Below are 11,471 nucleotides of genomic sequence, written 5' to 3'. Positions count from 1 at the left end.
TATGACCAAACTGGCCGGAACAAAGGTGCTGGTCGCCGGTGCTGGAGTGACCGGCCGGTCCGCCGCGGAGGCGTTGCTCGCGGCGGGCGCGGAGGTCGTGGTGACGGACTCGTCGCAGGAGCGACTGGCCGCGCTGGAGACCATGCTCGAAGGCGTCGAACTGGTGCCCGGCCTGACCGAACCTCCTGCCGGGACCTCGCTGGTCGTCACGAGCCCCGGCTGGCAGCCGTCGAGCCCGCTGCTCGCGGCCGCCGCGTCGGCGGGCATCGAGGTGATCGGCGAGGTCGAGCTGGCCTGGCGGATGGCCGCCGAGCTGGCCGACCCGCCGGTGTGGCTCGCGGTGACCGGCACGAACGGCAAGACCACGACGGTCGGCATGCTGGAGTCGATCCTGCACGCGGCCGGCGCGGACGCCGTGGCCTGCGGAAACGTGGGTCTGCCGGTGGTGGACGCGCTCCTCGCGGGCCGCCGGGTGCTGGCCGTGGAGCTGTCGAGCTTCCAGCTGCACTGGGCGCCGTCGGTGCGGCCGCAGGCGGGCGCGCTGCTCAACCTCGCGGAGGACCACCTCGACTGGCACGGCGGCATGCAGCCGTACGCGCAGGCCAAGGCCCGGATCCTCACCGGTGACGTGGCGATCGGCTGGCTCGACGACGACCTGGTCGTCGACCTGCTGGAGGCCTCGCCCGCCCGCGACCGGATCGGGTTCACGCTCGACGAGCCAGAGGACGGCCAGCTCGGTGTGCGCGACGGCTGGCTGGTCGACCGGGCGTTCGCCGACGACGAGGCGTTGATCGAGGTCTCGAAGATCCGCCCGGCCGGTCCTCCCGGCATCGCTGACGCTCTCGCCGCGACTGCTCTGGCCCGTGCGTACGGTGTGCCGTCCGAGGCCGTGCGCGAGGGCTTGGAGGCGTTCGAACCGGCCGCGCACCGCGCGGTGCGCGTCGCCGTCGACGGTGCTGACATCCAGTACGTCAACGACTCGAAGGCGACGAACCCGCACGCGGCGGTGGCGTCGTTGCGGGCGTTCGACAGCGTCGTCTGGATCGCCGGCGGGCTCCTGAAGGGCGCGTCCGTCGAGGACATGGTCCGGACGGAGGCGCACCGGCTGCGCGGCGTGGTGCTGATCGGGCAGGATCGCCAGGTCATTGCGGACGCTCTCGCGCGACACGCGCCGGATGTCCCCGTTCGTGTGCTTGACACAGGGGACGATGAGCCCATGACCGTCGCGGTACGGGCTGCTCAGGAACTTGCGAGGCCGGGGGACACCGTGCTGCTCGCGCCGGCGGCGGCCTCCATGGACATGTTCACCGACTACGCCCATCGCGGTCAGGCCTTCACGACCGCGGTGCAGGAGCTCATCGGCCGATGAGCGTCGTCGCGGAGAAGACGAGATCCAAGCGCAAGGTGCGGCCTGCGGGCCGCATCGCGTCGTTGCGCGGCGGTCTGACCGCGTGGCTGAGCCGTCCGCTCGCCGACTTCCACCTGCTGCTCGCGATCTTCGGCATGCTCACCGTGCTCGGCCTGGTGATGGTGCTGTCGGCGTCGGCGCCGGGACAGGTCGCGTCGGGCGTGTCCGCCTACAGCGTGTTCCAGAAGCAGCTGATCTACGTCTGCATCGGCGCGGTGCTGTTCTGGCTGGTGCTGCGGTTCCCGCTGCGGCGGTTGCGGCACCTGTCGACGGCCGCGATGGGCATCGGCGTGGTGTTGCTGGCGCTCGTGCTCACGCCACTGGGCGACGTCCGCGGTGGCGCCCGGTCGTGGTTCATGCTCGGGCCGATCTCGTTCCAGCCGATCGAGGCCGTGAAGCTCGCGCTGGCGTTGTGGGGCGCGCACGTGCTCGTCACCAAGCGGGCGTTGCTGTCGCAGTACCGCCACCTGCTGGTGCCCGTCGTGCCGGTCGCGATGCTGGTGTTCGCGCTGGTCATGCTGCAGCCCGACCTCGGCGGCACGATCACGCTCGGCGTGGTGCTGATCAGCATGCTGTGGTTCGTGGGCGCGCCGATGAGGCTCTTCGGCGTGATCGCCGGTGGCGCGGTGGCGGGTGCCGTCGTGCTCGCGATCGGCGCCGCGTACCGGCTGCAGCGCGTGACGTCGTTCCTCGACCCCAACGCCGACCCGCAGGGCGCGGGTCTGCAGGCGCGGCAGGCGATGTTCGCCCTGGCAGAGGGCGGGTTCTTCGGCAAGGGGCTCGCGCAGGGCAGCTCGCAGTGGCGGTACCTGCCCAACGTCGAGTCGGACTTCATCTTCGCCGTCATCGGCGAGGAGCTCGGGTTCGTCGGGTGCGCGCTGGTGCTGGCGCTGTTCGGCGGGCTCGCGTGGGTCGGCCTGCGGATCGCCTCGCGCAACACCGACCCGTGGATCCGGATCGTGTCCGCGACGCTGACGGTGTGGCTGGTCGCGCAGGCCGCGATCAACATCGGCTACGTCGTGCGGCTGCTGCCGGTCACCGGCATCACGCTGCCGATGATCTCCTCCGGTGGCACCTCCGTCGTGACGACCATGATCGTGTTCGGCATCCTCGCGAACTGCGCCCGGCACGAGCCCGAAGCCGTGGCGGCGCTGCGATCGCTCGGCCCCGGCCGGGTCGGAGGCCTGCTCAGGCTGCCCGCGCCCGAGGCGTACCGGCCGCCGCCCAAGCGCAAGCCGGTCCGTCCGTCCACGCCTCCGCGCGCACCGGGCAGGCGCACCGCGCAACTTCCGGTCGTCGATGAACGTCGTATGGCTGGAAGGTCCGCACCGCCGTCGGAGTACCGTCGCCGCGAAACACGGCGGGTGAACCAGAGCCGCTCAGAGCAAGGCCGATCGACCCGCGGTCGCGGTCGATACAACTGAGAAGTCGAAACCAATCTCCGGAGGCAAGTCTTGACCGGGCACCCTGCCCCCAGTGGTCCGTGCGTCGTGGTCGCAGGCGGTGGCACTGCGGGACACATCGAGCCGGCACTGGCGCTGGCCGACGCGGTCATGCGGCTGCGGCCGGACGCACGTGTCGTCGCGCTCGGCACCGAACGCGGCCTGGAGAACAAGATCGTGCCGGCCCGCGGCTACCAGCTGGAGCTGATCCCGCCGGTGCCGATGCCGCGCAAGCCGACCTTGGACCTGCTGAAGCTGCCGCTCAACGTGCGCGGCGCCGTGAAGCAGACCCGTGAGGTGCTGGAGCGCGTCGGCGCGGACGTCGTCGTCGGCTTCGGCGGCTACGTGGCGCTGCCCGCGTACCTGGCCGCACGCGGCCGCATTCCGATCGTCGTGCACGAGGCGAACGCCAAGGCCGGTCTCGCGAACAAGGTCGGCGCCAAGTTCGCCGCGCACGTCGCCGCGGCGGTGCCGGACTCCGGTCTGCAGGACGCGCAGATCATCGGCATCCCGCTGCGTCAGTCGATCACGACGCTGAACCGCGCCGCGTTGCGCGACGAGGCCCGCCGGTTCTTCGGCCTGGACCCGCACGCACCGGTGCTGCTGGTGTTCGGTGGCTCGCAGGGCGCGCGTTCGATCAACGAGGCGGTCGCACCCGCGGCGGCCGAGTTCGCGCGCGCCGGCGTTGGCGTGCTGCACGCCTTCGGCCCGAAGAACACCGTTGCCGTGCAACAGGTTCCGGGCGCGCCGGCCTACGTGACGGTGCCGTACCTGGAGCGCATGGACCTGGCCTACGCGGCCGCGGACGCCGTGCTGTGCCGCTCCGGCGCGATGACCGTCGCCGAGGTGTCGGCCGTCGGTCTGCCCGCCGTCTTCGTGCCGCTGCCGCACGGCAACGGTGAGCAGGCCCTCAACGCCGGTCCGGTCGTCTCCGCCGGTGGTGGCGTGCTGGTGCCGGACGAGGAACTGACGCCGCAGAAGGTCGCCTCGCTGGTGGTGCCGCTGATGGCGGACCGCAACCGGCTGGCTCAGATGTCCGCGGCGACGCTCGGCACCGGCCGTCGCGAGGCCGACGAGATCCTTGCCCGCACCGTCTTGGATGTGATCAGGAAATGAGCCTGGAGCGCGTTCACCTCGTCGGCATCGGTGGTGCCGGCATGAGCGGCATCGCCCGCATTCTGCTCGCCCGCGGCGCGCAGGTGTCCGGTTCGGACGCCAAGGACTCGCGGACCGTGCTGGCTCTGCGCGCTCAGGGCGCGCGGATCGCCGTCGGGCACGACTCGGCGAACCTGGACCAGCTCGTCGGCGGTCCGACCGAGGTCGTGGTCTCGACCGCGATCAAGGAGTCGAACCCGGAGTACGCGGCGGCTCGTGAGCGCGGCATCACCGTGCTGCGTCGCGCCGAAGCCCTTGCCGCGCTGATGGAAGACCATCGGGTCGTGTGTGTTGCCGGTACGCACGGCAAGACGTCGACCACGTCGATGCTGACCGTCGCGTTGCAGCACTGCCGGTTGGACCCGTCGTTCGCGATCGGTGGCGACCTGAACGAGTCCGGCGCCAACGCCCACCAGGGCACCGGTGGCGTGTTCGTGGCCGAGGCGGACGAGTCCGACGGCTCGTTCCTGTTCTTCTCGCCGTCTGTCGCCGTTGTGACGAACGTCGAAGCGGACCACCTGGACCACCACGGCACAGTTGAGGCCTACACGGCCGTGTTCGACTCGTTCCTGGAGCGGATCGTGCCGGGCGGCGTGCTCGTGTCCTGTGTGGACGATCCCGGTTCGGCACGGCTGATCGCCGAGGCACGGGCCCGCGGGATTCGAGTGCGCGAGTACGGGCGTGGCGCCACGGACGCACGTCTCATCGATTACAAGCCTCTTGAAGCCGGTGGCCTGGCGTCGGTCGAGATCGACGGCGTCGCGGTCGAGGTGCGCGTCGCGGTGCCGGGCGAGCACATGGCGTTGAACGCGGTCGCCGCCCTGCTGGCCGGTCTGGAGCTGGGCGCGGATCAGGCCGGGCTGCTGGAAGGTCTCGCGGCGTTCGGTGGCGTGCGGCGGCGGTTCGAGTTCAAGGGCCGCGCCGGTGGCGTGTCCGTCTACGACGACTACGCGCACCACCCGACCGAGGTCGACGCACAGCTGCGTGCGGCACGTCCGGTCGCGGCGGCGGGCCGTGTTGTCGTGGTGTTCCAACCACACTTGTACTCACGCACGCGCACGTTCGCTTCCGAGTTCGCCGCCGCCTTGTCGTTGGCCGACGAAGTGATCGTGCTGGACGTGTACGGCGCTCGCGAGGAGCCGGAGCCCGGCATCACCGGCGGCTTGATCGCCGAACAGGTGACGACTTCCGTGCACTACGAGCCGTCGTTCGACCGCGTGCCCGCACTGGTCGCCTCGCTGGTGCGCGACGGCGACCTCGTGGTCACCATGGGCGCCGGCGACGTCACGATGCTCGGCCCCGAGATCGTCAGCGCGCTGTCATGAGTGCCCCGGTTCGCGGCAGGTCCACGCGAGTTCGTCCCGCTGCGAACCGGCGACCGAAGAGCGCGGAGTACCGGGCGCGGCGCAGGATCATCGTGCGCCGCCGCCTGGTAGCTCTGCTGACGTTGCTTTCCGTGGTGGCGTTGACCTACTGCGTGTTCTTCACGCCGTTGCTCGGCGTCCACCAAGTCGACGTCCGCGGCGCCGCGGTGCTGACCGACGACGAGATCCGCGGTGTCGCCGCCGTCGAACCCGGCTCCCCGTTGGTGCGCCTGGATCTTCAGGGCATCCACGACCGCGTCGCCGCCATGCCGCGCGTCGCCGCGGTAGAAGTCGAACGCCAGCTGCCGGGCACAGTCCGGCTGCTGATCACCGAACGCGTCCCGGTCGGCTCGGTGAAACTGTCCGACGGCTTCCACCTGGTCGACAGCACCGGCAAGGACTACGCGGTCCTGCCGGCGGCGGCGCCTGGCGTGCCCGAACTCGTGCTGGCCACCCCGTCGCCCGCGGACCCGGCCACGCGGGCCGCGGTCGGGGTCGTGAACGAGCTGCCGGAGAAGCTGCGGCCGGAGGTGGTGTCGGTGGCGGCGACGTCCGGTGCGGACGTGAAGCTGACGCTGTCCGGGAACCGCGTGGCGAAGTGGGGCAGCTCCGAGGACACGCCGCGCAAGGCGGCCGTGCTGCTGGTGCTGCTGACCCGGCCTGGCACCACCTATGACGTTTCGTCGCCGGACCTGGCAACGGTTTCCTAGTCGTTGTGGCGTCTGTAAGTACTACCAACAACGTTGTTGGTAGTACTTGCAGACACGCACGGTTTCGTGGTTCCCAGCGGGCCGGGATCGGCGGCTCTGCCCTGCCTGGTTCCGATCCCGGCCAAACGCTGGAAGCGCTTCCTCAGCGGTGTTCGCCGGCGTGCCAGCGACCCTGGGGCTGGCGTGCCGGCAACCGGCTACGGACGCGGGGTTGGCGGCCGGGACGGCGTGGGGAGCCGGCGGGGACGTCGGTGCGGGGACCGGGGAATCGGCTGCGAGCACATGGAGATCTCCTTCTGCTCGCCGGTCAGCCGTTCGGCCTGAGCACTGTCGCGACCCGCACGAACAGGTTGCCCAACCTGCTCGTCACGAGTTCCAACACGATCGCCTCGATGACGAGCGAACGCACGGACGCGGGTGCGGGTGCGGGTGCCAAGAGGGGCCTCCTCGTAGTGAACGACTACCGTGCTCATCGGACTGCTTCTCGCGGTATTAGCCGGATTTGTCGTTGTCACCCGAAGGAAGTACTCATGGCTCGCCACGTCGTGGTTGTGGGCGCTGGTCTTGCCGGACTGTCGGCCGCGTCGCACTTGCGGGGCGCCGGGTGGCGGGTCACCGTCGTCGAAAAGGCCGATGTGTCAGGCGGTCGCGCCGGGACTGTCCAGGTGGGTGGGTTCGTCGCGGACAGCGGGCCGACGGTGTTGACGATGCCGGAGTACCTCGACGAGGCGTTTGGCGCGGTGGGGGAGCGGCTGGCGGACTGGCTGACGCTCGACCGGGTCGATCCGGCCTATCACGCGCGGTTCGCGGACGGGTCGCGGATCGCGGTGCACGCCGATGCCGAGGCCATGGAGGCCGAGGTTCGCAACGTTTGCGGCGCAAGGGAAGCGGCCGGGTACCGGGAGTTGCGGCGGTGGCTGGGCGAGCTGTACTCGACTCAGCGCGAGCACTTCATCGGGGCCAACTTCGACTCGCCGTTCGACCTGGTCCGGCCGGAACTCGTGAAGCTGGCGCGGCTGGGTGGGTTCGGGCGGCTGGAGTCTCGGTTGCGGCGGTTCATCAGGGATGAACGGCTCATCAGGGTGTTTTCGTTCCAGGCTTTGTACGCGGGGGTGCCGCCACAGCACGCCCTCGCGGCGTACGGGGTTATCGCGTACATGGATACCATTGCGGGTGTGTACTACCCGCGCGGTGGGATGCATGCGGTGCCTCAGGCGTTGAGCAAGGCCGCTGAGAAGCACGGTGCGGAGTTCCGTTATGGCGCAACGGTCACACGGCTGGAGTGGCGTGGGTCCAGCGTGAGGGCTGTGCACACGGCTGAGGAGCGCATCGAGTGTGACGCGGTGGTCTTGGCGTGCGAGTTGCCGGACGCGTACCGGTTGCTCGGGAAGAGTCCGCGGCGGCTGGGTGGACATCGTTGGTCGCCGTCTGCCGTGGTGTTGCACGCCGCGACGGATCGCACTTGGGACATCGGGCACCACAACATCCTGTTCGGGGGTGCGTGGCGGGGGACGTTCGACGAGATCGTCCACAAGGGACAGTTGATGTCGGACCCGTCGTTGCTCGTCACGCACGCGCAGAACGGGTTGCACTACGTGTTGGCGCCGTGCCCGAACTTGAGGACAGGGCCGATCGACTGGCGGCGCGTCGGGCCCCGGTACCGCGACGAGTTGGTGCGGACGTTGGAGGCGCGCGGGCTGGACGGGTTCGGGGCGGCCGTTCGGGACGAGGTGCTCGTGACGCCGCTGGACTGGGGCAACGCGGCGGGCACGCCGTTCGGGCTCGCGCACACCTTCGCGCAGACGGGACCGTTCCGGCCGCGCAACGTCGTGCGCGGTGTGGAGAACGTGGCGTTGGCGGGTGCGGGGACCACGCCGGGGGTCGGGGTGCCGCCGGTGCTGATCTCCGGACGGCTTGCGGCCCAGCGGATAAATGCGGTGCGGTGACCTGGGCGCTCATGCAGGCTGCGCCGCATGACGCGGACCGCACCACCACTCGTCGCCGATGAACGTGCGACGTACACGGCCCTGTTGGACTACCTGCGCGCCACGATCGAGCTGAAGGTCGAAGGCCTGCCGGACGACGACGCGGCGCGTGCGGTGTTGCCGTCGAAGCTGACGACGGCCGCGGGTGTGGTGAAGCACGTGCGGTGGGTCGAGCACCACTGGTTCGAGGTGGTGCTGGCCGGGCGCCCGTCGCGTGCGCCGTACACGATGGAGGATCCCGACGCGGACTGGCGCGTCGAGGAGGGCGAGACGCTCGCCGGGTTCCTGGAGGACTACCGGCGGCAGTGCTCGGTGAGCCGGGAGGTCCTCGCCGGCGTGGAGCTCGACGGTGAGGTGCCGTTCCGGGGCGACCGGACGGTCTCGGCCCGATGGGTGCTCGCGCACGTCATCGAGGAGACCGCCCGGCACGCCGGTCAGCTGGACGTGGTCAGGGAGTTGCTGGACGGGTCAACCGGCGACTAGCCGCCAGTGCTGGGAGAGGCTGATCCCCCAGTACGGGAAGGTGGCCACCCCGCCGTCGCTGTCCGGCGTGAGGTGCCGGGTCGTCGACACGTTCGCGATCTTGTGGTTGCCGACCTCGTCGACGCTGAACGTCCACTGCTGGGCGGCGTCCGTCGCCGAGCAGTCCTCCAGGGTGACCGCGCTGTGCCTCAGGTTGGCCAGGCACAGGTCGCTGGTGGTGCTGCGCAGGCCGGTCCTGCCCTCGCCGAGGTCGACGGGCAGGAACACCTGGCCCGTCGCCGCGGTGCAGGCCGACAGGGTGGCCTTGATGCCGCTCTCGGTCACGCAGGTCTGGCGGTCGGCGCTCTTCAGCCGCACGACCGGGCCCGGCTCCTGCCGTGGCGGCGCGATCCCGGTCTCGCGGATCTGCCACAGCGCCTCCTCGCCGCCGTCGCCTTCCGGGAACAGCACGCCCATGTCGGCGAAGAGGACCTGGGCGAACCTGTCCTGGAACCGGAGCTTGACGGCGACCGTGCCGGCCGCCGCCACCTCGACGCGCTGGCCAGGGGCCTCGGCGTTGCACGGGATCAGGAACAGCTCCATGCTCCGCTGGAGCCTGTCCAGGCACGTGCCGCTCTCGACGTTGCGCAGGAACTCCCCACCGGCCGCCGCCGGCACGCGCTCGAACTGCTGCGCGGCGCTTCCCGTGCAGGTGGCGAGGCTGGGTCGGACCCTGCCCTGCGGTGTCTGGTCGAGGCAGAGGCCGTAGGTCACGTTCCTGATCTCGATGATTTTGTCGCCATCCGCGGCCGCGCTCGCGGGCGCGGCCGGCACTGCCCCCAGTGCGATCGCCACGAGGGCGACGCACAGCTTTTTCATCCCCATGGGGCCAAGCTGGCGAGCAGCACCGACGGAAAAGCGCCGATTGGATGGGCGAGACGATCTCTGATTCGAGGTCCGACTAGGCTTGGGGGTGCGTCGTCCTCAGGCCGTGCGCACTACTTGACGGCACGACCGGGGAGTAGTAGCGCACAGTGTTGGGACCCTACGGCGTGGCTGCTGGACCGACGTGCCACCGGTGCTTACCGTCCAGCAGGAACATATGGGGTTGACATAACTCTGAGCCTCTAGGAGAGGTTGAGAGTTTCAATCCGGGTGCATCACCACCCAGCACCACAGCACGGACCACGATCAGGAAGGCGGATCCGATGACGCCCCCGCACAACTACCTCGCGGTGATCAAGGTCGTCGGCATCGGTGGTGGCGGCGTCAACGCCGTCAACCGCATGATCGAGGTCGGGCTCAAAGGCGTCGAGTTCATCGCGGTGAACACCGACGCACAGGCCTTGCTGATGTCTGATGCCGACGTCAAGCTCGACATCGGCCGCGAGCTGACGCGCGGCCTCGGCGCGGGCGCGAACCCCGAGGTCGGGCACAGGGCCGCCGAAGACCACCGAGAAGAGATCGAGGAGGTCCTCAAGGGGGCCGACATGGTCTTCGTGACCGCCGGCGAGGGCGGCGGCACGGGCACCGGCGGTGCGCCGGTGGTGGCCTCGATCGCTCGCAAGCTCGGCGCACTCACCATCGGCGTCGTGACGCGCCCGTTCTCGTTCGAGGGCAAGCGCCGCGCCAAGCAGGCCGAAGACGGTATTCAGGCCCTGCGCAACGAGTGCGACACGCTGATCGTCATCCCGAACGACCGGCTGCTTCAGCTGGGCGACATCGGTGTCAGCCTGATGGACGCGTTCCGTTCGGCCGACGAGGTGCTGCTGTCCGGTGTTCAGGGCATCACGGACCTGATCACGACCCCCGGTCTGATCAACCTGGACTTCGCCGACGTCAAGTCGGTCATGTCCGGGGCGGGCTCGGCGTTGATGGGCATCGGCTCGGCCCGAGGAGAGGGCAGGGCGGTCCAGGCCGCGCAGAAGGCGATCAACTCGCCCCTGCTGGAGGCCTCGATGGAGGGCGCCCACGGCGTGCTGCTGTCGATCGCGGGTGGCTCCGACCTGGGGTTGTTCGAGATCAACGAGTCCGCGTCGCTGGTCCAGGAGGCCGCGCACCCGGACGCGAACATCATCTTCGGTACGGTCATCGACGACTCGCTCGGCGACGAGGTCCGGGTCACGGTGATCGCCGCCGGCTTCGACAGCGGCGGGCCCACGCACAAGAAGCTGGAGCCGACGGCGTTGTCGTCGCCGCCTCGGACTGCTTCCGGGCCGATCGCCTCCGCTTCCGCGGCGCCGGTGCACCAGCCGGCTCCGGTGGCGCAGACGCCTCCGCCGGTGGCGCCGCCTGTTGCTCAGCCGGTGCATCAGCCCGTGTCGCAGCCGGTTCACCAGCAGGTGCATCAGCAGGCGCATCAGCAGCCGGTGCACCAGGCTGGTTCGCAGGGTGAGGTTCGGCAGGCTCCTCCGGCGGCTACTTCTGTGCCGCCGCAGCCTTCGCCTGCTCAGGGCAACGGGTACGTGCCGTCTGTGCCTCGGTCCCTGTCGCAGAACGGGTCGTTGCCTTCTCGGCCGGTGCCGGTCACTGATGATCCGGATGATGAGGTTGACGTGCCGCCGTTCATGCGGCGGTGAGTTGGCCGGAGCTTTGGTTTTCGATCTTGTCGGACCCCCTGAGTAGCGTTTGGGCTCAGGGGGTCTTCCTATTGGGGGGACGCCTGCGTCAGCTTGCGTTGGCTTGAGCCGGGTTGGGTCGGCTTGGGTCGGCTTGCGTTGGCGGCTGCCGGTTGCGAGTCCGTAGCTGGTCCGGTTGGTTGCGGCCGTTCCTGTTTTAGGGATTTCGGGGCTCCGCCCCGGACCCCGCCAATCTGATCAAGGACCTTGTCCACGCCACCGGCGGGTTGATGGCACGTCTGTTGCTTTGGGCGGCGGCGCGCTGCGTAGGTGGTGCGGTTCGGGTGGGTGATCCCGTCACGAGCCGAGCCAGAGCGAGCCACCCAC

Annotated in this window: 10 protein-coding genes; 8 read left to right on the top strand and 2 right to left on the bottom strand. The window is 69.9% G+C overall.

Annotated elements, in window-relative coordinates:
- Window position 1: 1 nt before the first annotated feature.
- The 5 genes from murD to SK803_RS25785 are packed head-to-tail and all read left to right on the top strand — an operon-like array spanning window position 2 to window position 6,079.
- Window positions 2–1,369 (top strand): UDP-N-acetylmuramoyl-L-alanine--D-glutamate ligase, encoded by a 1,368-nt coding sequence (gene murD / locus SK803_RS25805; RefSeq protein ID WP_319968679.1) that lies wholly within the window; start codon window positions 2–4, stop codon window positions 1,367–1,369.
- Entirely contained in the window at window positions 1,366–2,832 is a 1,467-nt protein-coding gene (ftsW, locus tag SK803_RS25800; protein WP_319968678.1) for a putative lipid II flippase FtsW, read from the top strand. The genes murD and ftsW overlap by 4 nt, the downstream gene beginning before the upstream one ends.
- 30 nt (window positions 2,833–2,862) lie before the next feature.
- Window positions 2,863–3,966 (top strand): undecaprenyldiphospho-muramoylpentapeptide beta-N-acetylglucosaminyltransferase, encoded by a 1,104-nt coding sequence (gene murG, locus SK803_RS25795; protein WP_319968677.1) that lies wholly within the window; start codon window positions 2,863–2,865, stop codon window positions 3,964–3,966.
- On the top strand, window positions 3,963–5,330 hold the full coding sequence (gene murC / locus SK803_RS25790) for a UDP-N-acetylmuramate--L-alanine ligase (RefSeq protein ID WP_319968676.1): 1,368 nt from the start codon (window positions 3,963–3,965) through the stop codon (window positions 5,328–5,330). The genes murG and murC overlap by 4 nt, the downstream gene beginning before the upstream one ends.
- Complete coding sequence (locus SK803_RS25785; protein ID WP_319968675.1) at window positions 5,327–6,079, top strand: cell division protein FtsQ/DivIB; 753 nt, start codon at window positions 5,327–5,329, stop codon at window positions 6,077–6,079. The genes murC and SK803_RS25785 overlap by 4 nt, the downstream gene beginning before the upstream one ends.
- Before the next feature lie 307 nt (window positions 6,080–6,386).
- Here SK803_RS25785 and SK803_RS25780 read toward each other — a convergent pair whose 3' ends face one another.
- On the bottom strand, window positions 6,387–6,515 hold the full coding sequence (locus tag SK803_RS25780; protein WP_319968674.1) for a hypothetical protein: 129 nt from the start codon (window positions 6,513–6,515) through the stop codon (window positions 6,387–6,389).
- Between the two features lie 94 nt (window positions 6,516–6,609).
- Between SK803_RS25780 and crtI the strand changes: the two genes are divergently transcribed.
- The gene (gene crtI, locus SK803_RS25775; RefSeq protein WP_319968673.1) at window positions 6,610–8,025 is read left to right on the top strand and encodes a phytoene desaturase family protein; all 1,416 of its coding nucleotides are present in this window, start codon (window positions 6,610–6,612) and stop codon (window positions 8,023–8,025) included.
- Between the two features lie 27 nt (window positions 8,026–8,052).
- On the top strand, window positions 8,053–8,547 hold the full coding sequence (locus SK803_RS25770; RefSeq protein ID WP_319968672.1) for a DinB family protein: 495 nt from the start codon (window positions 8,053–8,055) through the stop codon (window positions 8,545–8,547).
- On the opposite strand, the gene SK803_RS25765 is transcribed toward SK803_RS25770, so the two are convergent.
- A complete protein-coding gene (locus SK803_RS25765; protein WP_319968671.1) occupies window positions 8,533–9,411 on the bottom strand; it encodes a hypothetical protein in 879 nt (292 codons plus the stop codon). The two genes, SK803_RS25770 and SK803_RS25765, sit on opposite strands and share 15 nt — an antisense overlap.
- 323 nt (window positions 9,412–9,734) lie before the next feature.
- Here SK803_RS25765 and ftsZ point away from each other — a divergent pair, with 323 nt between their 5' ends.
- Entirely contained in the window at window positions 9,735–11,105 is a 1,371-nt protein-coding gene (gene ftsZ, locus SK803_RS25760; protein WP_319968670.1) for a cell division protein FtsZ, read from the top strand.
- The last annotated feature ends 366 nt before the right edge of the window (window positions 11,106–11,471 follow it).

The sequence above is a fragment of the Lentzea miocenica genome (assembly GCF_033949945.1).
Taxonomy (GTDB): Bacteria; Actinomycetota; Actinomycetes; order Mycobacteriales; family Pseudonocardiaceae; genus Lentzea; species Lentzea miocenica.
This window is presented reverse-complemented; position numbering and strand designations above follow the sequence as displayed.

Bases quoted from the DNA above. Each gene is read 5' to 3' on its own strand.
- ftsZ (WP_319968670.1), top strand. From the start codon at position 9,735: ATGACGCCCCCGCACAACTACCTCGCGGTGATCAAGGTCGTCGGCATC.
- SK803_RS25785 (WP_319968675.1), top strand. From the start codon at position 5,327: ATGAGTGCCCCGGTTCGCGGCAGGTCCACGCGAGTTCGTCCCGCTGCG.
- crtI (WP_319968673.1), top strand. From the start codon at position 6,610: ATGGCTCGCCACGTCGTGGTTGTGGGCGCTGGTCTTGCCGGACTGTCG.
- SK803_RS25765 (WP_319968671.1), bottom strand. From the start codon at position 9,411: ATGGGGATGAAAAAGCTGTGCGTCGCCCTCGTGGCGATCGCACTGGGG.
- ftsW (WP_319968678.1), top strand. From the start codon at position 1,366: ATGAGCGTCGTCGCGGAGAAGACGAGATCCAAGCGCAAGGTGCGGCCT.
- SK803_RS25770 (WP_319968672.1), top strand. From the start codon at position 8,053: ATGACGCGGACCGCACCACCACTCGTCGCCGATGAACGTGCGACGTAC.
- murD (WP_319968679.1), top strand. From the start codon at position 2: ATGACCAAACTGGCCGGAACAAAGGTGCTGGTCGCCGGTGCTGGAGTG.
- murC (WP_319968676.1), top strand. From the start codon at position 3,963: ATGAGCCTGGAGCGCGTTCACCTCGTCGGCATCGGTGGTGCCGGCATG.